General features: G+C 66.9%; 25 protein-coding genes and 1 pseudogene. 1 reads left to right on the forward strand and 25 read right to left on the reverse strand.

From position 1 onward, the window contains the following. Window positions 1-4: 4 nt before the first annotated feature. The 11 genes and pseudogenes from ACIBHY_RS04815 to ACIBHY_RS04865 all read right to left on the reverse strand — a co-directional run bounded on the left by ACIBHY_RS04815 (window position 5) and on the right by ACIBHY_RS04865 (window position 10,095). A complete protein-coding gene (locus tag ACIBHY_RS04815) occupies window positions 5-958 on the reverse strand; it encodes an urease accessory protein UreD (RefSeq protein WP_397305983.1) in 954 nt (317 codons plus the stop codon). Next, window positions 955-1,590: an urease accessory protein UreG gene (gene ureG / locus ACIBHY_RS04820; RefSeq protein WP_397305984.1), complete on the reverse strand. Its 636-nt coding sequence runs from the start codon at window positions 1,588-1,590 to the stop codon at window positions 955-957. Before ureG ends, ACIBHY_RS04815 begins: the two co-directional genes overlap by 4 nt. Window positions 1,591-1,615: 25 nt before the next feature. After that, window positions 1,616-2,311 (reverse strand): urease accessory protein UreF, encoded by a 696-nt coding sequence (locus ACIBHY_RS04825; protein ID WP_397255916.1) that lies wholly within the window; start codon window positions 2,309-2,311, stop codon window positions 1,616-1,618. Beyond that, complete coding sequence (ureC, locus tag ACIBHY_RS04830; RefSeq protein WP_397255914.1) at window positions 2,308-4,026, reverse strand: urease subunit alpha; 1,719 nt, start codon at window positions 4,024-4,026, stop codon at window positions 2,308-2,310. The genes ACIBHY_RS04825 and ureC overlap by 4 nt, the downstream gene beginning before the upstream one ends. Before the next feature lie 134 nt (window positions 4,027-4,160). Further along, window positions 4,161-4,457 (reverse strand): annotated as a pseudogene (ureB, locus tag ACIBHY_RS04835) (urease subunit beta); the annotation flags it as partial. After that, on the reverse strand, window positions 4,447-5,166 hold the full coding sequence (locus ACIBHY_RS04840; RefSeq protein ID WP_397305985.1) for a sirohydrochlorin chelatase: 720 nt from the start codon (window positions 5,164-5,166) through the stop codon (window positions 4,447-4,449). The gene ACIBHY_RS04840 and the pseudogene ureB, both read right to left, overlap by 11 nt. Then, a complete protein-coding gene (locus ACIBHY_RS04845) occupies window positions 5,163-5,471 on the reverse strand; it encodes an urease subunit gamma (RefSeq protein WP_379617326.1) in 309 nt (102 codons plus the stop codon). The genes ACIBHY_RS04840 and ACIBHY_RS04845 overlap by 4 nt, the downstream gene beginning before the upstream one ends. Window positions 5,472-5,499: 28 nt before the next feature. Then, window positions 5,500-6,399: an urea transporter gene (locus tag ACIBHY_RS04850; RefSeq protein WP_397255911.1), complete on the reverse strand. Its 900-nt coding sequence runs from the start codon at window positions 6,397-6,399 to the stop codon at window positions 5,500-5,502. 651 nt (window positions 6,400-7,050) lie between these two features. After that, window positions 7,051-8,214 (reverse strand): DegT/DnrJ/EryC1/StrS family aminotransferase, encoded by a 1,164-nt coding sequence (locus tag ACIBHY_RS04855; protein WP_397255909.1) that lies wholly within the window; start codon window positions 8,212-8,214, stop codon window positions 7,051-7,053. After that, window positions 8,211-9,092, reverse strand: coding sequence for a phytanoyl-CoA dioxygenase family protein (locus ACIBHY_RS04860; protein WP_397255907.1), 882 nt, complete (start codon window positions 9,090-9,092; stop codon window positions 8,211-8,213). The genes ACIBHY_RS04855 and ACIBHY_RS04860 overlap by 4 nt, the downstream gene beginning before the upstream one ends. Before the next feature lie 172 nt (window positions 9,093-9,264). Next, window positions 9,265-10,095 carry a sugar phosphate isomerase/epimerase family protein gene (locus ACIBHY_RS04865; RefSeq protein ID WP_397255905.1) on the reverse strand — a complete coding sequence of 277 codons (831 nt, stop codon included), beginning with the start codon at window positions 10,093-10,095 and terminating at the stop codon, window positions 9,265-9,267. A gap of 99 nt (window positions 10,096-10,194) precedes the next feature. Here ACIBHY_RS04865 and ACIBHY_RS04870 point away from each other — a divergent pair, with 99 nt between their 5' ends. After that, window positions 10,195-10,989 (forward strand): aldo/keto reductase, encoded by a 795-nt coding sequence (locus ACIBHY_RS04870; RefSeq protein WP_397255903.1) that lies wholly within the window; start codon window positions 10,195-10,197, stop codon window positions 10,987-10,989. Here the strand turns inward: ACIBHY_RS04870 and ACIBHY_RS04875 are convergent. Genes ACIBHY_RS04875 through ACIBHY_RS04940 form a run of 14 tightly spaced genes read right to left on the reverse strand, consistent with a single transcriptional unit; the run spans window position 10,976 to window position 24,362 of the window. After that, on the reverse strand, window positions 10,976-11,518 hold the full coding sequence (locus ACIBHY_RS04875) for a hypothetical protein (RefSeq protein WP_397255901.1): 543 nt from the start codon (window positions 11,516-11,518) through the stop codon (window positions 10,976-10,978). The genes ACIBHY_RS04870 and ACIBHY_RS04875 overlap by 14 nt on opposite strands. A gap of 1 nt (window position 11,519) precedes the next feature. Further along, complete coding sequence (locus ACIBHY_RS04880) at window positions 11,520-12,548, reverse strand: phosphotransferase (protein WP_397255899.1); 1,029 nt, start codon at window positions 12,546-12,548, stop codon at window positions 11,520-11,522. Further along, complete coding sequence (locus tag ACIBHY_RS04885) at window positions 12,541-14,004, reverse strand: hypothetical protein (protein ID WP_397305986.1); 1,464 nt, start codon at window positions 14,002-14,004, stop codon at window positions 12,541-12,543. Before ACIBHY_RS04885 ends, ACIBHY_RS04880 begins: the two co-directional genes overlap by 8 nt. Window positions 14,005-14,012: 8 nt before the next feature. Then, entirely contained in the window at window positions 14,013-15,038 is a 1,026-nt protein-coding gene (locus tag ACIBHY_RS04890) for a zinc-binding dehydrogenase (RefSeq protein ID WP_397255895.1), read from the reverse strand. Then, complete coding sequence (gene surE, locus ACIBHY_RS04895; protein WP_397305987.1) at window positions 15,038-15,784, reverse strand: 5'/3'-nucleotidase SurE; 747 nt, start codon at window positions 15,782-15,784, stop codon at window positions 15,038-15,040. Before surE ends, ACIBHY_RS04890 begins: the two co-directional genes overlap by 1 nt. 6 nt (window positions 15,785-15,790) lie before the next feature. Further along, a complete protein-coding gene (locus ACIBHY_RS04900; protein ID WP_397255891.1) occupies window positions 15,791-16,765 on the reverse strand; it encodes a TIGR03621 family F420-dependent LLM class oxidoreductase in 975 nt (324 codons plus the stop codon). After that, on the reverse strand, window positions 16,758-17,498 hold the full coding sequence (locus ACIBHY_RS04905) for a class I SAM-dependent methyltransferase (RefSeq protein WP_397255889.1): 741 nt from the start codon (window positions 17,496-17,498) through the stop codon (window positions 16,758-16,760). Before ACIBHY_RS04905 ends, ACIBHY_RS04900 begins: the two co-directional genes overlap by 8 nt. Window positions 17,499-17,521: 23 nt before the next feature. Then, window positions 17,522-18,790 (reverse strand): DegT/DnrJ/EryC1/StrS family aminotransferase, encoded by a 1,269-nt coding sequence (locus ACIBHY_RS04910; RefSeq protein WP_397305988.1) that lies wholly within the window; start codon window positions 18,788-18,790, stop codon window positions 17,522-17,524. Next, on the reverse strand, window positions 18,787-19,272 hold the full coding sequence (locus ACIBHY_RS04915; RefSeq protein WP_397255885.1) for a hypothetical protein: 486 nt from the start codon (window positions 19,270-19,272) through the stop codon (window positions 18,787-18,789). The genes ACIBHY_RS04910 and ACIBHY_RS04915 overlap by 4 nt, the downstream gene beginning before the upstream one ends. A gap of 30 nt (window positions 19,273-19,302) precedes the next feature. Further along, window positions 19,303-20,424, reverse strand: coding sequence for a Gfo/Idh/MocA family protein (locus ACIBHY_RS04920; RefSeq protein ID WP_397305989.1), 1,122 nt, complete (start codon window positions 20,422-20,424; stop codon window positions 19,303-19,305). Beyond that, window positions 20,313-20,585: a hypothetical protein gene (locus ACIBHY_RS04925; protein WP_397255881.1), complete on the reverse strand. Its 273-nt coding sequence runs from the start codon at window positions 20,583-20,585 to the stop codon at window positions 20,313-20,315. The genes ACIBHY_RS04920 and ACIBHY_RS04925 overlap by 112 nt, the downstream gene beginning before the upstream one ends. Continuing rightward, window positions 20,582-21,523 carry a radical SAM protein gene (locus tag ACIBHY_RS04930; RefSeq protein ID WP_397305990.1) on the reverse strand — a complete coding sequence of 314 codons (942 nt, stop codon included), beginning with the start codon at window positions 21,521-21,523 and terminating at the stop codon, window positions 20,582-20,584. Before ACIBHY_RS04930 ends, ACIBHY_RS04925 begins: the two co-directional genes overlap by 4 nt. After that, window positions 21,520-23,370, reverse strand: a complete 1,851-nt coding sequence (locus ACIBHY_RS04935; protein ID WP_397255876.1) for a S9 family peptidase — start codon at window positions 23,368-23,370, stop codon at window positions 21,520-21,522. The genes ACIBHY_RS04930 and ACIBHY_RS04935 overlap by 4 nt, the downstream gene beginning before the upstream one ends. A gap of 41 nt (window positions 23,371-23,411) precedes the next feature. After that, entirely contained in the window at window positions 23,412-24,362 is a 951-nt protein-coding gene (locus tag ACIBHY_RS04940) for an NAD-dependent epimerase/dehydratase family protein (protein ID WP_397255874.1), read from the reverse strand. Window positions 24,363-24,374 lie beyond the last annotated feature (12 nt).

Genomic DNA, 24,374 nt, shown 5'->3' on the forward strand with positions numbered 1-24,374 from the left:
ACGGTCACTGTTTGCGGGCCTTGGGCGCCGGCACGCCCAGCAGCAGGCGGCGCACGGCGTCCCAGACCTCGTGGAAGGCGGACAGGACCTCGGGGGAGCGGTCGCCGAGGAGACGAGCCCAGGCTCCCCGGTCCCCGGGCAGCACGCCCGTCCCGGCGCGCAGGCCGGAGCCGGCCAGCGCCTCGTGCATCGTGTCGGCGACCTCCTGCGCCGGACGAGCGGTCGTGACGACGTACAGGGTGGACATGACGCCGAAACCCGCCATGACCGCCGGGCCGTCCACCGGGCCGTCCCCGGGGACCAGGCGCATCGGGTCGGCGAACAGGAGCCCGCCGCCGGGCTCGCGCACCTCCACGTCGGTGCAGTACGCGGTGTACGCGTGCCGTTCGCCCCTGGCGAGCCTGCCCGCCAGCATCGTCTCGCCCAGCACCACGGTCGCGTCGGCCGCCGCGGTGACCGCGGTCCGCTGGTAGTAGCGGCTGCCGGCGAAGGCGATGGCGGGATCGGGCAGGTACTCGAGGTAGCCGCCGGGATCGGCGTTCAGCTCGACCAGTTGCGTGGCGTAGTCGTGCTCCATCCGGTACAGCCGGGTGGCGCCCTGCGTGGTGAGATGCACCGACGCCCCGGCCTCACAGGAGACGTCCACGCGGTAGCGGTCCCCCTGAAGCACGCCGCCGCCCGACATCATGAGCATCACGTACGGCATGCCCGGCACCGCCGGATCGTAGTAGTGCGGCCGGGTGATGTGCAGCGGAGCCTTCTGGAAATGCCCGGTCAGCTCGGTCCGCTCACCCACGCGCCGGAACGCCAGATCCAGCACGCCGACCTTGCCGGGACTGCCGACGGGCAGGGTGTCGAGCGCCCCGGAGTGGCGCCGCACCGGCCGGGGGATCCAGTCCGGCTGGTAGCGCTCGGGGGCCAGCCGATCGGGTACGGCCCCGCCGCCGAGCGTCGTCACGCCGGAGCGGTACACGCGGCCCCCGCCCTGCTCTGGATGAGGTCGGCGACCTCACCGACCCCCGTGCCGGTCAGGCAGTCGGTCAGCGTGACCGGGCCGTCGCCGCGCACCATCCTGGCGTCCCGCTCCATGATCCCCAGGTCGGTGCGCACGTACTGCGCGATGTCGATCTTGTTGATGACCAGGAGGTCGGAGGTCGTCGTGCCGGGACCGCGTTTGCGCGGCATCTTCTCGCCCTCGGCCGTGTCCAGCACGAAGATGAACATGTCGGCGAGCACCGGGCTGAAGGTGAGGGTCAGGTTGTCGCCGCCGCTTTCGAAGAACAGCAGATCGATGTCGGGAAAACGGTCCAGCAGGTCGGCGCCCGCCGCCAGGTTCATCGTCGGGTCGTCGCGGACCGCCGTGTGCGGGCAGGCGCCCGTCTCGACACCCACGATCCGCCCGGGATCGAGGATCCCCGCCAGCGTGTGCCGTACGTGCTCGGCGTCCTCCTGGGTGTAGATGTCGTTGGTGATCACCCCGACGCTGTGCCCCCTGTCCCGCAGCATCGGGACGAGGGCCTCGATCAGCGCGGTCTTCCCCGAACCGACCGGGCCGCCGATCCCCACCTTGAAGACCTTCTCCAGTTCCATGCTCTCCGCCTTCTCTCGTGGTCGGTCAGGTGATGAACAGCCGGGCCGGCGCCCGCTGGTGCCCCGCCGCGACGGTGTCGGCGAGCGGAACCGAGCTGTGCAGGTCCCGCGGGTCCTCGACGCCGAGCGCCGCCCGCGCGACAAGCTCCAGATCCGGCCGTACGGCACGCAGCAACGCCTGCGCACGGCGGAAGTCGGTGCATCCCAGGCGGACCGCCGCCGTCACGTAGCTCGCGGCGAACGCGTACAGGTCGGCGGCCACGGCCCGCGCCTCGCCGACACCGAGACCCGCGTACAGGGCGCCCACGACCACGGCGTGGTTGCCCGGCGTGGCCCTGCCGGTCACCAGCTCCGCCAGGCGCGCGGCCTCGGGGATCGGGAAGGCGAACGCGGCCGTGTCCAGAACCTGGCGTCCGGTGCGCACCGACGCCGTGCGCTGCTCCTGGACGAGCTTGGTCGCGTGCAGCCTGCGGTCGACCTCGGCCACCCGTTCCCAGTCGCCGGCCAGGACCGCGCGGTGGGCCAGGACGAGCGCGGCGGCGTCGCCCGGTCCCACCATGTTGTGAAGCAGGTCGGCCAGCAGCTCCCGCAGGCCGTCCGGGCCCACCGGCCCGAGCTGGGTGTAGCCCTCAAGCCCGTGCGACAGCGTGTACATCCCGCTCGGGAAGCCGGAGTCGGACAGCTGGAGCTGGGCCAGCAGCGCGCCGAGGTCCTCGCTCACAGGAAGAACAGCCGGTTCAGCGGCAGCTTCTTGGCCGGTTCGATGTGCACGGGCTCGCCGTTGAAGGTCACCTTGTAGGTCTCCGGGTCGACGCGGATGTCGCCCAGCGTCGCGTTGCGCACCATGTGCCGCTTGTCGACGGTCCGGCACTGCCGTACCGGACGGACCATGCGGCGCAGGCCGAGACGGTCGGGCACGCCGTCGTCGATGGCCGCGCCCGACATGAAGGTGACGCACGTCGCCGCCAGCGCGCTGCCGTACGCGGCGTACATCGGCCGGTAGTAGATGGGCTGCGGCGTCGGCAGCGAGGCGTTGGCGTCGCCCATCTGGGCCCAGCTGATCAGGCCGCCCTTGATGACCATCGTGGGCTTGGCCGCGAACGTGGACACCGGCCACAGGACGATGTCGGCGAGCTTGCCGTCCTCCAGCGAGCCGATGGTGTCGGCCATGCCCGAGACGCGCGCCGGGTTGATCGTGAGCTTGGCGACGTAGCGCAGGACCCGGAAGTTGTCGTTGCGCGCGGAATCCTCGGGCAGCGGGCCGCGCTTGTCCTTGCAGTGGTGGGCGACCTGGAAGGCGCGGGTGAACGACTCCCCGATGCGGCCCATGGCCTGGGAGTCGGAGCCGATGATGCTGATGATGCCCAGGTCGTGCAGGACGGTTTCGGCGGAGATGGTCTCGGCGCGCACGCGGCTCTCGGCGAACGCCACGTCCTCCGGAACGTCGTAGCTGAGGTGGTGGCAGACCATCGTCATGTCGAGCAGCTCGTCGATCGAGTTGACCGTGTACGGCAGCGTCGGGTTGGTCGAGGCCGGGCAGACGTTCGGCTCCCCGGTCACCCGGAGGATGTCGGGGGCGTGGCCGCCGCCCGCGCCCTCGGAGTGGTAGGTGTGGATCGCGCGCCCGTTGATGGCGCTGATCGTGTCCTCGACGAACCCGGCCTCGTTGAGCGTGTCGGTGTGCACGGTGATCTGGATGTCGAGGTGATCGGCGACCGAGAGCGCGCAGTCGATCACCGCGGGCGTGGCTCCCCAGTCCTCGTGGACCTTCAGCCCGCAGGCCCCCGCCCGGATCTGCTCCTCCAGCACGCCGGGCAGGCTGCTGTTGCCCTTGCCGAGCACGCCGATGTTGATCGGGATGTTCTCGAAGGCCTGCAGCATGCGGCCGATGTTCCAGCCGCCGGGGGTGGTGGTGCAGCCGCGGCTGCCGTCCGCCGGGCCCGTGCCGCCGGCGACCAGGGTGGTGACTCCGTTGCTGAGCGCGTTCTCGACCTGCTGGGGTGCGATGAGGTGTACGTGGGTGTCGATCCCGCCCGCGGTGGCGATGAGGTTCTCGCCGGAGATCACCTCGGTGTTGGCGCTGATGACCAGGCGCCGGTCGACGCCGTTCTGGGTGTGCGGGTTGCCGGACTTGCCCACCCCGACGATCTTCCCGTCCTTGACGCCGATGTCGCCCTTGACGACCCCCAGGACGGGGTCGATGATCACCGCGTTGGTGATCACCAGGTCGAGGGCGACGGCTCCGCCGGTGGCCGGATCGGCGGCCATGCCGTCCCTGGCGGTCTTGCCCCCGCCGTACTGGGACTCATCGCCGTAATGGCCCTCGGTGTAGTCCTTCTCCACCTCGACGACGAGATTGGTGTCGCCGAGCCGGATCCGGTCGCCCACGGTCGGGCCGTACATGGACGCGTACTGCCGGCGGCTCATGCTGGTCATGCGGCTCAGCCCTTCTTCCTGGTCTTGGCGGGCTTCTTGCCGGTCTTGGCCGGCGCCGGTTCCGGCTCTTCGAGATAGCCGCGCTCGCGCATGCGCCTGAGCGCCTCCTGGTGCGCGTCGCGGCTGCGGACGCCGCCGTTGAGCAGTCCGCCGAATCCGACGATGCGCCGGCCGCCGCCGTACTCGACGAGGGTGACGCGTTTGGTGTCGCCCGCCTCGAAGCGGACCGCCGTCCCCGCCGGGATGTCCAGGCGGGTGCCGAACGCCTGCTCGCGATCGAAGCTCAGGGCCCGGTTCACCTCGAAGAAGTGGAAGTGCGAGCCGATCTGGACGGCGCGGTCTCCGGTGTTACGCACGGTGAGCGTCACCCGGGCCTGGCCGGCGTTCAGCTCGATGTCGCCCTTGCCGTAGATGTATGGGTCATCCGACATGCGTGTGTGTCTCCTCGTGAATGTGGGTGTGCGGCATCGGTTCGGCCAGGCCGTCGTCGCGATGCCCGCTCCAGCGATGCCCGGCCTCCGCGGCGCGCCGGTGGATGAGCGTCAGGAGGGAGGCGCGCCCGAGCAGGGGCCCGGCCGTCCGCGTCCCGGGCCGGGCGGGCGCCGGGACGAACGAGGCGGGCACCAGGACGACCTCCTCCGCGCCCAGCAGCCGGCAGCGCTCCACGCCCTCGTCCACGTCGGGATCGCCGCCGCTCAGCGCCACCTCGACCCAGCGGACCGGGGTGAACTGCCGGACGAGCCGGGCGATCTTGAACAGCTCGGCGTCGGGCTCGGGCCCGATCGCGGGCGCCACCAGCAGGACGGCGGACGCGGCCGTGAGCTTGGCGTGGACGAGCGCGGCTCGCAGCCAGCCGACCAGGTGACCGGTGCCGGCCAGCGGCCGGGCCAGGAGCAGTTCCCCGTCCGCCCGCCCGCGCGCCGCCCAGCGCAACGCCTGAGCCGCCACGGCGGAAAGGTCCGGATCGCGGCCCAGCGTCATCGGCACGACCACGGCCGGGCGCCGGGAGATCGCGGAGCGCAGCTCGCGATCCACGGCGCAGACCCGCGGCGCGTCCGGGCCGAGCAGCGGCGGCAGGCAGAGACCGCCCCGGCTCTCGGCCCCCGCCGCCAGCAGGATCTCGTAGCCCGGCACCGTCATTGCGCGCCGACCGGATCGTGACAGGACACCAGCTTCGTGCCGTCGTCGAAAACCGCCTCCACCTGCAGGAGCGAGAGCATCCCTCGCACCCCCGGCAGCACGTCGTCCGGGCCGATGACCTTCTTGCCGAGCTCCATGCACTCGGCGACCGACCTGCCGTCCCGCGCCGCCTCGACGACCGCGCAGCTGATCAGCGCGACCGTCTCCGGATAGTTGAGCTTCAGCCCGCGATCCTTGCGCTGCCGCGCCAGCTGCGCCGCGGTGAAGAGCAGCAGCTTCTCCATTTCCCTGGGGGTGAGATTCATGAGAGTTCCTTTCTGAACGGGTCACGCGTCACGTGCGCGCGATCCTGGAGAACATCGGCACAGCCGCCAGGAACGTCCACGTCACCAGCACGAACGGCCACGTCAGGGTGTGGCCTCCGGCCACCGCGAACAGGTTGCCGACCCCGGCCGTGAGCCCGGCCGCGCCCACCACGCCGATCAGGGCGTAACCGGCGCTCACGGGCGTGGCCACGACGAACGTGCCGAACAGCGCGACCCCCGTCAGCACGGAGTTGTAGCCGTAGAGCCCGGCCCCCAGATCGGCCGCCTGAGCACCCAGCGCCCACCCCGTGAGCAGCCCGACGGCACTGGACACCAGCGCCACCAGCCCCACCCGCCACCCGGCGACCACCAGCCCGGCCAGGAAGATGAGGCCCACGTACCACTGGCCCTGAAGGAAGACCTGGCCGATCCCGCTGAACGTGCCCCGCCACAGGTGATCCCAGCTCATGCCGGTGCCCGGAGCGGCCGCCGACGGCGCCGCCGTACTGACCTGCCGGGCCCAGACCCTGCTGAACGAGGCCCCTCCGACCACCATCACCGTCGTGACCACACAGAAGGGCGCGGTCAAGCCAGACAGCCTGTACGGCTTCAGCAGCACGTCGAGCGCCGAGGTGAGAACGCTGCCCGCGGCCGCACCGAAGATCACGAGCAGGACGGTCATCCAGCTCACGTCGAAGTAGAGGGCCAGCCCCACCCCGATCAGCGTCCCGCTGAACCCCTCCAGGCCGGGCGCCACCCGTTCATCCCACGAGGCTCCCAGCAGATGGGCGGTGAGCGTGGCGGTCACCGCGCCCAGCAGCCCGAACACCCCGAACCGCCAGCCGCCCGCGAACAACGCGACCAGAAACACCAGCCCCACCCAGGGATTCGGCTGGAAGACGACTTGGGCGACACCTTTGAGGATCACCCGCGGCAGGTCGTTGCGCGGTACCCGAGATGTCCCCGATGACATGAACCCAGCCGTTCCCGCCGCTACCGGATGATGACGCCGGGCCCCTCACCTGCAAGGGGCGCGACATCTTGGCATCTATCCCTGACCGAAAGGGGAAAAGACCAAGGACGGCCATCGAGTGGACAAATTCCTCCTGGTGGCGGCCATCGCCGTCGGCTTGCCGGGCGGGCGGGACGGTGCTCGGCCTGATGCCCGGCGTCGTGCTGGAGGGCGATCAACGCCCGCTACCGGCCTCTGTTCGACCACAGTGTTCATCCGTCCGCGCCGGGCTACGAGGTCATGTGCCCAGAGAGCCAGGTTCATGGGATCGCACGAGCCCGACAGCCATGAGCGCCGTTGTGGCCCGGGCTCGATGACACCTCGGCCGATCTCGCCGTTGCTATGGCGTCCACCTGTCACACGCGGTGCCGAGAGAATTACCGGCTCGCAGTACTGGTGTCAATCGCGCATGCGAAAGACCTCACGCAAGGCTCTCTCGGAACACCTGACACGATGACCCGTCGGCCACACCTCTGACGGCCCCCTCGTGGATGTGAGGGAGGTCTTCCGCAGGATGATTCCTAGTTGACGAGATCGATCCACGTTCGGGTGAATGGCGGTCTTCGACTACGGACAAGCAACGCGTAACGTCTCCACCAGACCGTTCACGTGGACGTCGACGTCCGACAGGGGGTCCGGGAGGGCGAGCGCGACGGCCCCGGCGTTGTGCTGTTCCGCGCCGTCGAACGGGCCTGCGAGGCGTGGAGACCACGTTTCCCGGGTGGTGGCGAGGGGCGGAATGGCGGCGAAAGTCGGCAACTGGTCAAGACGACCGCAGGTGTGCCGCCAAATCCGGTCGTCTCCGGCGACCTGTTCGAGGAGCCGGGTGCGCCGACTCTCGTCGCCCAGATGGACGACGACTCTGGACGCACCACCGATCGTGGCGTCAGAGGCGAGGCCGAACGTCACGCCAGGCACGGCGTCCAGGGCTGTCGCCAGCAGACGGCCGGTCCGCGCGTCCCGGATCAACCGGTCATCGAGCGTCTCCAGGTCGTGCAGTGCGAGGACCGCAGCCAGAGGGTGCATACGGTGCTTGAGACCGAATCCAGTGGAGGCGAACTGCCGCAATGACTCCTCGGTCACTTCGGTCGTGGGTCGGTGACGCGAGTTCCCCAACAGCAATGCACGTTCGTACACGCTTCGCGAGTTGGTGACAAGGCAGCCTCCCTCGCCCGCGCTGACCACCTTCTCAGACTGCATGCTGAACGCGGCCACACTGCCGATCGCCCCCACGACCCGCTCGCCGATCCGTGCTCCGTAGGCCAGTGAGCAGTCCTCGACGACATGCACGCCAGCCTCGCGGGCGATCGCGCAGATGGCAGTCATGTCTGCGGGGATGCCGTGCATGTGGGTGACCACGATGCACGATGTGCGGTCGGTAAGGGCCCGTGCGACCGCCTGAGGGCAGATGTTTCCAGTGACAGGATCGACATCGACGAGCACAGGACTGAGCCGGCACTGCATGATCGGTGAGATCGAGGCATGGAAGGTAAGCACCGGTGCGATCACCTCTGAGCCGGGGGGCAGGTCCAGCCCCACGTAGGCCGCGTGCAAAGCCGAGGTTCCATTGACCGTGGTGAGCGCGTAGCCGCAGCCGGTCAGCGCCTCCATCCGCCGTTCGACTTCGCCCAGGACGCCACCGCCGTCATGGATGGACAGCGGCAGATCGCGCCGAACGTAGTCGGCGACTCTGCGGGCCAGCGCCTCAGTGATGTCTGGACGGTTGCTCACGGGGTGGCCTTGAGGCAGCGGCGTTCCATGCTCTCCCGATAGGGCCGCATGTCCAGGTCCGGATACCGTCTTGCGACGGCTGCGATGGTGCCTGCCGTCCAATAGGGGTCCTCCGGCGCCGGAAATCCGAGGGCGCTACGTGCTGTCAGGGACAAGGCCGGGATGAGCTCCGACTTCTGCCGCCGATGCAGCTCGCGCGCCCATGGGGTGCTACCGATCCACGGCCAGGAACTCGCCGCGTACGTGAAGGACACTGTCACCCGCACCGCGCCTGCGACGGTGATGTTCGCGCCACGGTGCACGACGTCGGGCGTCATGAAAAGTACCGAGCCCGCGCTCCCTGCCGCTGGGACCTCTTGCTCGCTCAACGCCGCGAACTCAGGACTGTCGAACCATTGGCGTTCACGCGATAGCGCTTCCGTCTTGGTGAGGCTTATCAGCCGGGTAGCTCCGGTGTCGGCGCGCACGTCGGTCAGATAGAGGTAGCCCTTTACTTCGCGGTAGGCGCCATTCTGCCGCGGGACCACCAGGGTGTGCTCCGGGTAGTCGGCGTGCAGTGGCTGGTCGTAGTCGGCATGCCCGCCAACCTTGACCCAGAGGCTTGATCGGGTCAGGCGCGGCGTATCGCTGCCGAGCAGGGCGCGAACGCAGCGCAGGATACGTGCATCGAGTACCAGGCGCGTGAGCTCGTCGTCGTCAAAAGGGAATGAGGCGAACCCATCCCATTGGCTGCCATTCTTTGTGGTGCTGGGCCGGTGTTTCATGGCTGCGCGACATGTAGTCGCGACCGTGTCGGAATCGACGACACCAGGTATGACCGTCCAGCCGTGCTCATCCAGCTCGGCGCGGTAGATGGCGCTATCAGTCATCGCGCGCATAGCCTTCCCGAAGAAGTCATAGTCAAGCGGGCGCAGATATGAGGGCGGTTGCCGAATGTATTTCTTACTGAGTGGAATTTTCGATTGGTTTGTGACCGTACTGTGAGATTTTGGGTCCGTCAAGAGAGCCAGTTGAGCTGTCTCGCCGGCGAGACAGAATATGAGCGGCCCGTCATCGGAGATGACGGTTCATAAGGGGCACATACGCCTGGGCGTAGGCGGCCATGGTGGGCAGCGCGCTGTCCGGCACCGGGGTGAAAGGCGCCAGCCCGGGTGGGAACGCCTCCAACGCCAATGGGCCGTCGTAGCCGATTTCCCGCAGGGTGCCGATGAGCGCGGGCAGGTTCAGGGAGCCGCTGCCGGGAGCCTGCCGGTTGCTGTCCGCGACTTGCACATTGACCACGTGAACGCCGCCGGACCGTACCGCCATCGCGACGTCAGACTCCTCCATCATGGCGTGGAAGGTGTCCACCACGAGCCCGGCCGCCGACGAATCCACGTCGCTGAGAAGCCGAAGACCGTCATCGACGGTGCGCACCAGCGCGCAGGTGTAGCGATTCAGGAGCTCGATGCCCAGCTTCGTGCCCGCCGACTTCGCATGTTCGGCCACCGCTTTGATCTCCTCCACGGCATGACCCCATTCTGCCGCGGGCGACTCCTCGTGCCAGTGACGTCCGACCGCGGTGACGGCCACCCCCACCACCCCACAGCCGAGATCCGCCGCGAAATCGACGCAACGCAGCAGGTGGTCCCGTGTCGCCCGGCGGACCTTGGGATCGGCAGCGCTGAGGTCCCTGCCCGTCCTTAGCCGGGCGGCCGCGCTGAGCGCGGTCACGGTCAGTCCGCGATCGGTGATCATCGAACGCAGGGTGTGCCGTGCCGGGTAGCTCCCGGGATCTCCCAGGAGTTCCACTCCGGTGAAGCCGGACCGGGCGAGCAGGTCAAGCAAACTGTTCAGGCCGAGAGCCTGGGGAAAAATGCTGTCGCAGACGCTCAGTTGCATGTGCCGGCCCTTTTCTGGCGAGGGAATGGACGCGCATAATGCGGAAAGTTTTCGCAGAGGCATACGGGGGGACTTGTGCGAAGAGATATTGGATTGGGATTGCTGGGGCTGTCCATAGAGGGGCGCCCCTCTCTGGCGAAGGCGGTCGGTGTGATTCGTGCGGCGTTGGAGGGAGGCGCGCGACTGCTGGACACAGCCGATGTGTACGGCATTGCCGGTGCCCCGCCGGGATACTCAGAAATCCTGGCGGCGAAGGCAGTGCGTGGTTTTCGTGGTGAGGTGGTCCTGGCCGCCAAAGGCGGTATCGTTCGCGGGACGAATGGAGCACGTCGTCCGGACGGACGCGCCGGACACGTCCGCGAGGCCTGTACGGCGTCCCTGACGCGCCTTGGCGTTGAGCAGATCGACTTGTATCAGCTTCATCGGCCTGATCCAGACGTGCCGTTCAGCGAATCGGTCGGATGCCTACGAGAACTCCTCGAGGAGGGGTTGATCAAAAGGGCAGGCATCAGCAACGTCACTGTTGCTCAGATCGAAAGGGCGCGCACCCTGCTGGCGCCCTTTCCACTCGGGTGCGTGCAGAACGAGTTTTCGGTTTTCAATCGCGTGCACCAGCCCGAACTCGACTACTGCACCGAGCACGGCATTCCCTTTCTGGCATGGGCGCCGCTCGGTGGGCAGGCCGCGGCCGGACAGTTGAGCGACCTGAAGCCCGTGCTCCGCGAAACCGCCAGGCGCCATGGCGTCTCGGCGCATCAGGTGGCGTTGGCCTGGCTTCTCGCCAAGGGGCCGACCGTGATTCCTGTCGTCGGCGCCCGGCGCGTCGCCACGATCCTGGATTCGCTCGCGGCTGACCGAATCGCACTTCCCCCGGAAGCGATCAGCCTTGTGTGAGCGCCCCACTGGCATCGATCCATCCGATGCGGGTGAGGATCGCGCAGGCGAGCTCGGGAAGTTTCACACCGTCCGTGGGGAAGACATGATCGGCGACATCACTGTCGTCGAACCAGGTACTCAGGTACTCGGCCCGCTTGAGCAGCGAGTCCAGTGACGATCCGGTCTCGCGCTGACGCAACCGCCGGTGAAGTGTGTCCCGGCTGGCGGCGAGCCGGCAGACCACAAACTCGGGGTCGGGCAGCGCCTCGCGGATCCGGTCCAGGTAGTCGCGGGTCTCCACGACGCGGTTCAGCACCAGCCGCTGCGCGCCGTTGCTCTCATAGTTCCGCCAGACGTCGCGCAGGTTGGTCAAAGCGACCTCATCGTTAAAGGAGTCGCCTGCGGGAAAGGGGTAAGACAGGCAGAGCGCGTCCAGGTCCACGGCCGCGTGGGGAATATCGCGAGCCGCCAGCTGGTCGTAGATCTCCTCAGTGACGGCACTCTTTCCGACGCCGGGAGGTCCGGTCACGACCAGAACGGGAAGCATGCTATTCCTTTCCGTCAACGTACGTTCGCAGTACGTCATGCCATCGGTTGTCGTCACGCAGAGCGCGGAAAGTGGTGACTGAGAAGCTGTCGGTGACGCCCTGGTGGAAGGCGTTCCTACGGCGGAGGCCGGTGACGTACTCACTGCCGGACGCGCCGAGGTAGCACATGAGGAAGTACGGTAGCAGCGATCTTTCCGTGTACGTCAGCGGCCGATGCCGGTGGTAGGTGGCCACGAGCCTGCCTGCCCGCCGAGTATCGAGCAGTCGGTGCTCGTCGAGCCCCCATGAGGTGATGAGCGAGCACAGGTCATAGATTCTGTGCGATTCCAGGCAATCGTCGAAGTCGAGGAGCGCCGTCAGCCGGCCCTTGTCGTCGACCAGGACGTTTGTTTCGTTGATGTCCGCGTGCACCAGTCCTGTCGGAAGGTCAGCCGCCGATCGGATCGCGCTCGCGAGTTCGGACCGCACGGTGTCCAGGTCTCCCAGGAACCCGGACATGCCGGCGATCGTCGCGACGTCCTCCCACTCCCGCGCCCTCGTGAGGAACTCCGTCACACGACGCAGCGGATCACCGCGTTGCCGTCTCTTTCCGGGCAATGCCACATTCCACGTGAGCCGATGCAACCGGGCCAGCTGGGCGGCGATCTGGCATCCTAGATTCAGGTCGAACGAGCCGAAGCCGCCCGGCCGGGATTCTGGCCGCTTTCCGGGCAGGTAGCCGAAGACGGCCACTGGGCGTCCGGCGACGAACCGGAAGAGGTCCTTGGCGTGGGAACGGATCAACGGTGGCGTGGGAAAGCCCTTGCTGCTCAGATACTCGACCGCACTCAGTTCGTAGACCAGGTCCGCATGATCCGTCGTGCGACGATAGTGCCGGACGACGAGACGCTGCGTGCCTTCTTCGAGCAGATAGTTGTCGTTGATCAGGCCACCCGGCAGGCGTGTCATCTCAGCCGTGCGGGCATCGATGCCCCAGGCCGTCGCGAACTCGCTCCACGTACCCTCAAGCATCAGAACCGGCTCAGACATAGCTGAACCACACCGGAGCCGCCGCTTGGTGTGACGGGCGCCGCCGCCGGGGGCCCTGGCCTGCCCACGCGGCCCGGACGTTATCCAGCGCCTCGCGCAGGCCGGTGATGTTCAGGATCCGCACCTGCTCGCCGTCGAGGTCCCAGTCCTGTTCGCCGAGCCCGAGCAAACCGAAGGTGATCACCGCCTGTCTCCGGGCGGCTTCCTGGTTCTTTCGCACCTCCGCGATGGTGCGCCAGCGATCGGTGAGTTCGGCTTCGAATCGATGGACGTTATCCGCCGAGATACGGGCGGTGAACTGGGCGCCACTGAGCAGTGCGGGAAGATCTTTTTCGACGAGGTTCTGCAGGGTCTCGTTGGAGTAGAAGTTCCGGTAGTTGCCTGCGCGGTCGTAGGGCGAGATACCGTCGTTGGCCTGCAGTAGCCACCGGCGTGGCGAGCCCTCGGCGCGCTGGCGGGTCAGCTCCACGGTGTGAGTCTGGGCCGCGACGCCGTTGCCGGTTACGGTGCCTCTGATGATGGAGACCTTCTCCCCTATGTCGGCGTCGTTGCCGAGCCAGCGGTCCGGTGTGTAGCCGCGGATCATCGCATACGCTTCGGCGGTGAATGCGGTGTTCCACCCGTTGGTCGCCACACGGTTCCAGCGGAAGTCGAAGTCGGGGTTGAACTCCGCACGCAGCTGGGGTAGCCGGAAATAGCTTTCCGTGATGTTCCAGCTACGTCGCATGACCGTCACCAGATCATTGGACGTGTAGATCCAGGGACAGCGATCTGTTCCACCGCGGACCGCGTCGAGCTCAGGTCGGCGATCAAGGGTCTCCAACTGGGTCCACAGTTGCCGAGGGTCCGTCCAGACGAGATCCGCGTCCTCGGCCGCCATATAGAGCGGCCAGCGGTAACGTCGTCGGGAAAGGGCGCGGAAGACGATCAGGTCCACGAGGTACCGGCACGCCAGCGTGAGCGGGCATGGCGCGCCTTTCGGGAAGCGGATGTCGATGACGTGGACATTCGTGAGGCCATGACGAACGCAGTGGTCGCGCACCAGGCTTGCCGTACTGTCGAATTCTTCGCCCTCGAAGACATTGTTGAGAACCAGAATCTCATAGGCCTCCGGGCGTAGCGGGGCGAAGCCGGAGTCCGTCTGCTCGGTCAAGAGCCTGACTGTCTCGCCGATCGACTGGGCCTCGTACCGGGAGGGGATGAAGACGGCGATCCTGCAGTCCTCGCTCATGGCAGGGCAGAGTGCCGCCATCGATTCGACCTCGTCGCGATGCGGTCGCGGAACTGTCTCCCAGTAATCGCGCAGCCTGCGCAACTCCCGTTCTGCGTCGCGCCGCGGGCGCTGGCCCTGCCGATCCAGCAGCGGGGAGCCCGGTCCTGCCACGTGTACGTATGGGTCGAACTCCGCTCCTCGTTCCTGCAGGAACGCGTAGTGCTCTTCCAGCGACTTGGGCATGTGACCTCTTAGATCCCGTGGTGGCGCAACAGCACCTTGATGGAGCCGGAAGACTTGTCCGCGGCCAGTGCGAAGGCCTTGGCTGCCTCCCGGACAGGAAGAATGTGGGAGACGACCTCTTCAGCCCGCAGGCGACCGCTCGCCAGCATCGCCACAGACGCCGCCATGTCATCCCGCCGGTCGCACGCGTAGGTGTTACTGCCCTTGAGCGCGGCCTCTTTCGTGATGAGCAGGCGGGTGTTCACCGGCACCGATTCTTCGTGTTCGCCGAGTAACGCCACCACGCCGCCCGGCCGTACGAGGCGGACGGCGGTGTCGATGGCATGCGCTCCTTCTGCGGCGACCACGACACCGTCCGCCCAGTTCTCTGGCGCGTCCCCGGCGGTGACCGTCTGCGCGCCGGCGAGCGCGGCGGCTGCCTCTTGGTGGGGATAACGTGCCAGCATGAGCAGGGCCGACACGCCCAGCAACCGCCCCACGCGCAGCGACAACTGGCCCAGCGTCCCTCCGCCGATCACGGCCAGCCGTCCCTGGAGCGGGGGTCCCGCGTTCTCGGGGGTACGGTCGCCGTATGCCGTCAGCACCGCGCGATGTGCGACGGCGACCGGCTCTGCGAGGGCTGCGCAGTGCCCGAGCCCTGGTGGTATCGCCATGACGGCCGACGCCATGACGGTGGCTGTGCCCGCGAAACCCCCATGGCCGTTCTCCGCCATCCACCTGCGATGCTGGCAAAGGTTGATGCGGCCGGAGAGGCAACTCGCGCAACCGCCACAATGGGCGTAGGCGCGCGCGGTCACCCTCTGGCCGACGGACAAGCCACGAACTCCCTTGCCCAGACAGACAATCTCGCCGACAAGCTCGTGCCCCGAAGCCCGGCGTTGCCGCCGTGCCCGAGGGTCCAGGTAGTGCCGGACATCGGTTCCGCAGATCCCGGCGTACGCGGTTTTGATGCTGACCTGCCCTCTTACGGCCTTTGTGGCGGGAAGGGTTCTCACCTCGACCCTTCGTGGGCCGATACGGAGTACGGCCAGCATCAGGTGGCCCTCAGGCTCAGACGAGCGGACAACTCCTTGCTCAGGGTCGAGCAGCCGCCCACCGCCCGATACCCGGCCAGGCGGGTCACCGTGACATAGCGATCCTCGAGCTGTGCTTCGTCCGACTCCGGGGGTGGTGTGGCCGGGTGGTCGCGCTGGATGGTGCCGTCGCCGTGATTGATCGACATCACCCTGAACGGGGCCAGTGCGGCAGGACGGACCCCGTTGATGTCGCCGAGCTCCAGATTGGGGACGTTTACGTTGAGGACTTGGGGTCTTCGTTCTTCGCCGAGCAGGGCCGCCGCCTCGATCGCCACCCGGACTCCGCTGTGCACCCGCCACAGGGCTCCGCGGATCTGGCTGACCGCGACGGCGGGGATGCCAAACTGCGCCGCGACCAGAGCCGCCCCTACCGTACCCGAGTAAAGTATGTGCCGCCCGGTGTTGGCTCCGAAGTTCACGCCGGAAACGACTAGATCAGGCGGGGCGCCAAAGGCGCCAAGACATGCTGCGGACACGATGTAGCCCGGTGTACCGGCGACTGCCCAGATGGACGGTTCGTCGTCGAGGTTGCGGATCCGTACGGGGGAAGAGGCAGGGGGAGCGCCCAACCAGGCGCCACATCCGCTGACGTCGCCGTCAGGGACGGCCACCACCACCTCCGCGTCCAGGGACTTCAAGCCGGATAGGAGGGGCGCGACGCTCTCCGAGTCGACGCCGTCGTCATTGGTCACCAGTATCCGCACGCTGCGTCACCCACCCATTTCTACGAGCGGTTCAAGGGGTTCGCCACTGAGTTGCCGCACCACGGGGGCGAACGTCTCAAGGGCGCCGCTGTGCACCACCCAGTACGAGATTCCGAGCTCCGCGCCATGCCTGCGGATCTGATCGCAGATGTCCTCGACCTCGCCGACCAGGACCAGGGGGGACCGTCCGGCCTCGCTCGGGCTCAGGCCCAGCATCGGTGCGGCGACCGAGTCCAATACCTCGTTCCTTTCCTTGGTCACCGTGGCGAGGAACGTCTGGCACTGGATCTGCTTACGCGCCAGCCCTTGCATGGTCAGGCGGTCGACCAGAAGCCGCCGGCGGTCGAGAAACCTCTCGAACGAGGACGACGGTCCGGTCTCCGGGCCGACCGCCCCGGAGAACATTGTGGCGCTCACGCCGATGATGTCGGCCATGTCCGCCGCCAGGCTGAGCATTTGCCGTCCGCCGCCGCCCATCATCAGCAGCGGCTGGGCGGTCCTCGGACGGGGCTCCGGCTTGGCGCCCTTGAAGTGGTAGAACTCCCCGGAGAAGGTGACCGGCTCGTCCCCTGCCGACCACAGCGACCGCAGGATGTGCACGTACTCGGCAAGTCGGCGGATCCGGACGGCGCCGGTTTCCAGCATCACCCCAGTGCGCTCGAAGTCCTTGAACATCCATCCCGCGCCCAGCCCGCATTCCACGCGGCCGTCGCTCATGAGGTCCAAGGTGGCGAGTTCCTTGGAGACAGTTACGGGGTTGCGTAGACAGCAGTTGAGCATGAGAGTCCCGAGCTTCAACTCCCGGGTGATGGCCGAAGCGGCGCCGAGCGCGGTGAACACACCCCACTGCCGGTCGGCGTGGTCGGGCATCAGCAGCGAAGAGTAGCCAAGGTCCTCTGCCTTCTTTACCGTGTCGGACCACTCGGCGGCGTTCCACGCGCGGCCTACCTGGACGCCGAATCTGAACCGTGCCTCAATCATCAGACGAACCCGCCTTGGTGTAGCGCAGCATCCGCTGGCCTCGTGGGTGGGGATATTCGGCCTGCTCGTACAACCGGAGCTCCAGGCCTTGTTGCTGTGCGATACCGCTGAACAGGGACAGCGGATGGCGGAAGTTGGTGCCGACGAAGTTGCGCCACTCCGCGCCCAGGAAACAGGTCACGTAGAAGCGCCCTCCGGGCTTGAGCCTGGACACTGCCCGGCCGATCAGCGCTGCGACATCGGCGGCGGGCATGTGTACTACCACGCTGTGCGCCAGGATGACGTCGAAGGATCGCTCGGGCAGCCGTGGGTCGACCGGGTCCAGAAACTCCAGCGTGGGCTCCTTGCCCGCCAGCCCCTCACTCCTGACCAGCTGGCGGGCGGCGTCCAGGAGAACCAACGATATGTCGACGCCCACGTAGCTCCCGGGATTCAGGTACCCGATGATGTGACGCCCGCCGCGAAGGCTCCCGCAGCCGTAGTCCAGCAGGCTGTCGGTAACGCCTAGCCCCTGCGCTCTGAGGAACTCCAATTGCAGCGGGCCGACCTCGTTCCATAGTCCCCCCACCGCGAGGGCCGGGTTGGCGCTGCCCCGGCGGTCCATGAGGGCCGCATAAAACGACTGGTAGGACATCTTGCGGTGCTGGAAGCGCAGCGCCAGCACCTCATAGGTCTTGCGACGGGTCAGCAGCCGCGTGGCGCTCCGGACCTTTGCCAGAATGCCGCTGTCCAAGATCACTCCTCAGGATCGTCCGATCATGGACGGTAGGCTCCGTACTCCTCGGCCGCGCCCTTCGCCGGCTCGGGGTTGGCCACGATGAACTCCCACACCTTCTTCACCGCCTCGGCCGCGAGCCGGGCGTCGTCCACACCGACACCCGGACCCGTTTCGAGGTCGAGCAGCACAGCGTGCTCGGCCTCGGCATTTGGGCAAGCCGGCTGTCCGGCGGCTGGCCGGCCCGCTCGCTCCGCGACCTGAGCCGTCCGCTGGACGATCCAGGGAATCTGGTGTGCGAGCGGGTGCGGCGGCTTGGCGCTCACGTTCTCCTTCTCGATCGCCGCGACGAACCAGTCCCGCAGAGGTGCGAAGGCAGGTGGCAGCCGGACCAGCTTGCGGTAGAAGCCGGGACGGTCCCTATCGCCGAACGGTTCAACGGCGTCGAACAGGACCAGACCGCTGTCGTGAAGGACCTCGTCGAAGATGGTGGCCGCGGCCTTCCGCGCATCGAGCTCCCGCCCCAGATCGGCCAGGCCCTGCCTGCCGGCGATGGCCGAAAACTCGGGGAGCGCGTAGGAGAATCCTTGTCGGACGGGACCACCCCAGTCGTTGTTCTTCCCCCGGTTGACGAGCTGGCGCAGGATGCGTTCGGCCGCGGGGTCCCGGGCCATGACCACGCCCCCTTCGCCGACCGAGATATGGTGACGCGGCGAGGCCAGGCTGTAGCAGCCGAAGTCTCCCATGGTGCCCACCAGGTGCCCGTTGACCACCGCGCCGTGGGCCTGACTGCAGTCTTCGATCAGGGCGATGCCGCGCGATGACAGCTGGGCACGTAGGTCCGCAACATCCATGGGGACGCCGTAAAGGTGTACCACCATGACAGCACGGGTGTGCTCGGTGACCAGATCCAGGATCCGCTGGGCGGATGGGAGGATGGAGCGCGGCTCGGAGTCGTACAGCACGGGGATCGCCCGTTCCTGCAGGATCGCCGAGATGGCGCTGAAGTAGCACACAGTGGGCGCCACGACCTCATCGCCGTCGGAAACGCCGGCTGCGACCAAGGCCGCGTGCAGGGCAGAGGTGCCGGAATTGACCGCCACCGCCACGGGGACTCCGTGATAGGCGGCGAATTCGGCCTCGAAAGTACTCGTTTCCTGCCCGCCGTACCATTCGGCCAGCATGGAGTCGGTGACCAGGTGCTCGACGCGTTGCCTGGTCAACGCGTCGGCTGTGAAGGTCGGCCGCACCTTGGCGGGCCGGTGGGGCTTGCCGCCGAAATATGCCAGCCGTTCGTCGGGACGACTCACTTTTCGCCTTTCTCATTCGACAGGAGCTCGCCAAGGACGGACGCGAACAGATGGACGCAGTGGTCGGCCGTGGACCACCGGACGGTCGTGCACCGCGTGACAGAGTCCAAGCCGACGACGAGACTGCTGCAATCGGTGCCCTCTTCGATGAGGAGCAGCACGGGCACCTTGAGCGCCGAAGCCCAGCCGAGTTCGATGTGCACCCCACCGGAGATCGGCACGCCGGGTATCGCCACAAGCAGGGCGGCCGTGCTCACCCCTTCGAAGTCGAGCGGGACGCACGTTTCCGGCGGCATCCATTCGCTGCCCCACGCCTCGCGGCGGTGCGCGTTGTAGACCTTCTTGCCGTGTTGTTCGACCACCTTGATGAGGCGCTCCAGCAGAAGTTGCCTCTCTGGTTGGAGCGCGCCCACCTCTGGATCCATCCAGCTCGCGAACGGCGCCGCCAAGAAGACATGGCCGCCTGGGGCAGTTGCGGTCATCGGCTGTCCTTTCCCTACTGAGTCGTTTCCCTACTGAGTCGTTGGCCCGCTGTCCGTGAGGAGTGATACGCGCTGGCGCGTCCGCGCCGATCGTTCGGCGGCGAAGAGGAAGCCGCTCGCCGCGGACGCACTTTCCACCGCCGTCGGGAAGCTCTCAGTGCGGGGGCCACGCAGCCAGCCGGCCAGGTCGATGTAAAGGCTTCGTTGCGCCGACTCGTCGTCGCGATACCATTCCGTGGCTCCCTCGAGCCGGCGCACGCCGCTGACAAGGGTGTAACCCTTGTTCACGGTCACGTCGAGCCAGCCCTCCGTGCCACGGGCATGCACGACGAGGGCGTTCCACGGTGCGTCCTCGTCTCCGCGGACCAGCGGCGCCACCGCGCCGTGGACCAGATGCATCCTGGCCGCGCCGAGGCCTGCGACGGCGATCAGCTCGGCCGGAGTCTCCCGCGGGCCGTGCCGTTCAATACCGCATGCTGCCGCCAGCACCCATCGAGGTGCCGGGACGCCCGCGAGCGAGGCGATCTCAAGGCCGAGGGAGATGACGTGTTCCCCCTGCTCGAACGGTGCGAACCTGGTGCTGAGCCGTACCTCCGCCAGCTCGCCGAGCCACCCTGCGCCTACGTACCTCAGCAGCTTGCGCCAGTGCGGCATCCATCGGTACTGCGTGTTGACGAAGACGGGAGTGGACCGCCCGATCTCCTGAAGGTCCGCCAGGTCGCTCGGCGTGAGCGCGATCGGCTTCTCCACGAGTACGGCCGGGCATCCCGCCGAGACGAGCGCGCGCACCAGCTCAGGCCTGCTCTGCGGCGGTATGGCCAGTACCACGAGCTCCGGCTGGAGTGCGGTGCACGCTTCCACCGGATCCTCGAAGGCGTGAGTGTCCGCCAGGCGCATCGACGCTGCGAGCTCGCGCGCTCTGACCCCGTTGACGTCGCAGAGCCCGGCGAGCAGGTACTGCCCCGAACTGAGTTGCGCCTTAAGGTGAGCCTTCGCGCGTCGGCCGCATCCGACATGGAGGACACGGATCCCGCCGGATGTCAAGGAAGCAGCCCCATGCTCGGGGTGGCCCGGGTCAACTGCTCGGCCCACTGCTTGGCTGTGCGGGATGACGCGTAGGCCGCTTCGTCGGGGCGAGCGCCGAACTCGCACACCAGAAGGCTCCAGCACTCGAACAGTTCAAGGGGGTCGACCCCGGCGTCGCCGTAGAGGTCGTCGTTCGGGCGGATGCCGTCGGGAAGGTTCCTGCGGGGGTATTCGGAGATGAGGTCGATCACTCTGCGCACGGCGAGTTCTGTGGTTGTGCCGGTCATCTCAACGCCTCAATCCTGTTGCGAAGGAACAGGTTCATTTCGCGCGAGGCGTCGTCGCAGCCGGCACACGCACCGTGCCGGCCTGTCCCGCATAGCGCCTTGACGCCGGCGGCGCGCGAGGAGCCGAAGACGTCCGGCCATCGTCGTTCGAGGAGGCTTCCCCAGGAACGATCGGTGTACGCGAGCATGTTGCAGCCGTAGACCTCGCCGCTGACCCCGTCGACGTAAACGGTGAACTCGGGGACCTGACAGGGACTCGCATGGTGCTCCTGCTTGGCGGCTACAAGCCGAGTGCCAAGAGAGCGGCAGCGTGCTGCCAGGGAGTCCAACGCTTCGTCGAAGGCCGCCTTCTGCGCAGGGGACGGCGCCAGAAGGTCGTGGCCGCGCACCGGGATCAGATGCCACCAGGTGGGTGGCGCGCTGAGCTCAGCGAACATTGATGCCATCGCAGCGAGATGTTCGATGTTCAGGCTCTGCACCACAGTATTGACGCCCCATACGAGGTCCGACCGGGCGATGGCGTCGATACCCGGCTTGATCCGTTCGAAGCTGTTGCGCACGCCACGGATGTCCTCGTGAACTCCGCCCACACCATCGAGTGAGAGGACGATCTCCGCCAGTCCGGCTGCGATCAGGGAGTCGAGCCTGCGCGACACCAGAAGGCCGTTGCTGATCACCGAGGGTCGGGTGCCGTGCTCGGCGACGATGCTGATCAGCTCGGGCAGCCTGCGGTACATCAACGGTTCGCCGCCGGTGAAGCGGATGTACTCCGGTGGCGCGCTGAGAATCTCACCAAGGAGCGAGAGATAATGGGCAGGGGGCCTGTCGTTCTTCGGCAACTCCCAGCAGTCGCACATATTGCAGCGCAGATTGCAGTTGTCGAAAAGTTTGAAATATATCAACTGCGGCGGCCGTGCGGCAGGTGGTGAGTCCTTCATGACGCTTCACCCGGCAGAAAATCAAACACCCGGCCGTAGAAGGCGAACTCCTCGGAAAAGGCTCTGACGATGGTCTCCGGCTGCCGGAATCCGTGACCTTCGTTTTCGAAGGTGACCAGTTTGTGGGGGACATCGTTCGCAGACAGCGTGGCGGAGAGTCGCTCGGCCAGAACCGGCGGAACCGCCTTGTCGGCCAGTCCCTGAAGGAACAGGACCGGTTTCTTGATCTGCTGCGCCAAGTGCACGGGGGAACGCTTGCGGCGTTCTTCGACATCTTCCGGCCGTGAGCCCAGCATCGCGATTGCGTAGCCCCGCTCGAATTTCGTGGCCAGGGTGCCGATCCTGGTGGCGTCGGACTGCCCGTAATAGCTGACGGCGGCCCCGAACACGTCATGATGCACAAGCGCGGAGAGGGCGAGGAATCCACCCGCGCTCCACCCGCGGATCGCCAAGCGATCCCTGTCGGCCAGACCTCGATCCGCCAACTCCAGGGCGAGGTCCGCACAGTCCTCGACGTCAATGATCCCGTAGTGACCGATCAGCCGTTGGCGGTATTCACGGCCATATCCGGTGGAGCCGCTGTAGTCCATGTCCAGAACGGCGAATCCGCGGCTGGTGAAAAACTGAAGCTCCAGCTGCATCATGCCGTTCACATGCAAGGTGGGGCCGGCATGGCAGTTGACGAGCAACGGCGGCGCCTTGTCGGCCGGTCCGTGATGCGCGTCGTTCTTCGGCGGATAGTAGAGGCCGTGGCACTCCTGACCTCTTCGCCCCCTCACCGAAACCGCCACCGGCTCGGACAGCGCCGACTTTGGTACGGCCGCCGAGCCAGACGTGCGCAGACTTGTGATCTTCTCGTCGGAGACGGTGACGATCTCGTCCGCCATTGTCGGGCCGCCGCCGATGACCACGCAGCGGTCCCCGGCAGCGCAAATGTAGGCACGGAACGCGCGGTGCGGCAGATCGATCTGCCGGAGGGCGTCGTTCTCGATGACCCCCAGAGAGAGAAAGGGCCCTTTTCCGAAGAGGCACATGATCCTGCCGTCTTCTAGGAAGGTGTAGGTGCTCAGGCCCATGGCCCACATGGGATAGCCGAACTCCGCTTCCACGGAGGCGAGCGGCACCTGCGTCCCGCCAGAGACGCGATACAGGTTCCACCAGTTGGTCCGGTCGCTGACGAAGTGAAGGAGGCCGGCCGGGCTCCAGGACGGCTGGAAGACCGACTCGTCCTCACCGCCGGCGACCAGTTCGACGTCGCCGACCGTGCCGTCGGGGCTCAGACGTCCGACCATCAGTTCGGTCCCGTCCCACGGCATTCTGGGGTTGTCCCATTCCAGCCAGGCGATCTGCCGGCCATCCGGAGAGATCTTCGGCGCGGCATACAGATCCCGCCCCGAGGCGATGACCTGAGGCTCCGCGCTACCGTCTGTCGGCAGCAGCACGATCTCGTTGTGGACACACCCGGCCTCCCGGCGCTCACGGACACAGACGAGGGCCCGCCCGCCGGGAGCCACGTGCAGGTCCCCGTGCCGAACCGAGGATTCCGTCGTCGACTCCGGTGTGATCGGTTCCGGCTTTCCGTTGCTCACCATGCGGTAGATCCGCTGGTCGTCGAAATGGACGAAGTACAGATTCTCGCCCCGTGTCGCGAACGCCCCGCCCCCGAACTCGTGGACGAGAGACCGTACGTTGAAGGGCGTGGGCGTCAGGTCGCGAACCTCACCCGCGTCGTCGAGTCGACACAGCACCCTCCGTCCGTCTTCGTCGGGTCTGCGTTCCAGCCACATTGGTTCGCCCGCGTGCACTCCGACCGCGCTGAACGTCCTTCCCCCCTGGGCGACCATCATGGGAGTGATGGGAGAGGTCCATGATCCATAAGCACTGATCATCATTTGAACTCCAGTTGCTTGCTGAACCACTCGATCGTGCGTTTGAGGCCCACCTCGAAGCTCGTCACCGGGTTCCAGCCGAGAACTGCTCTGGCCAGCGTCGTGTCCGGTCTTCTAACGTGCGGGTCGTCGATCGGCCTGTCGATGAAACGCACCACCGGTGTCATGCCGACGTGGCCGGCGATGCGGTGTGCGATGTCCAGAACCTTCAGCTCTTCGGGGTTTCCCAGGTTGATCGGCCCGGGATGAGCCGACATGGCCAAGGCAAGAAGTCCTTCGACGAGGTCGTCTACATAGCAGACTGATCGGGTCTGCGTACCGTCGCCCGTAACTGTCAGGGGTTCCCCACGCAGGGCTTGGCAGATGAACGTAGGTATGGCCCGGCCGTCATCGGGGCGCATCCGGGGACCATAGGTGTTGAATATTCGGACAATGCCGGTGTCGGTTCCCTTTGTGTTGCGGTAAGCGGTGGCCAGCGCCTCGCTGAAACGTTTGGCTTCGTCGTAGACGCTGCGCGGGCCCACCGGATTTACGTTTCCCCAGTAGTCCTCCCTCTGAGGGTGAACGAAAGGATCGCCATAGACTTCCGACGACGAGGCGAAGACAAATCTTGCCCGCTTTTCGTGTGCCAGGTCGAGCATGTTACGCGTGCCCGTACTGCCTACCTGAAGTGTTTCGACGGGGAAAAGCAAGTAGTCCTTCGGCGAAGCTGGAGAGGCCAAATGCATCACCAGGTCGACAGGGCCGTTGACCCGGACGGGCTCGGTCACGTCACAGGCAACAGCCTCGAAGTTCTCTGCTTCCAGCAGATGCGCCACGTTTTCCAGCCGGCCGGTTGTGTAATTGTCCAAGCACACCACCTGCGCTCCATTGTCGACGAAGCGCTCACACAGATGGGAGCCGACAAATCCAGCACCACCCGAGATGACGACACGTTGGTGTACGGTCATGGCTCCAAAGTC

This window comes from Nonomuraea sp. NPDC050547 (assembly GCF_044457345.1).
Lineage (GTDB): Bacteria > Actinomycetota > Actinomycetes > Streptosporangiales > Streptosporangiaceae > Nonomuraea.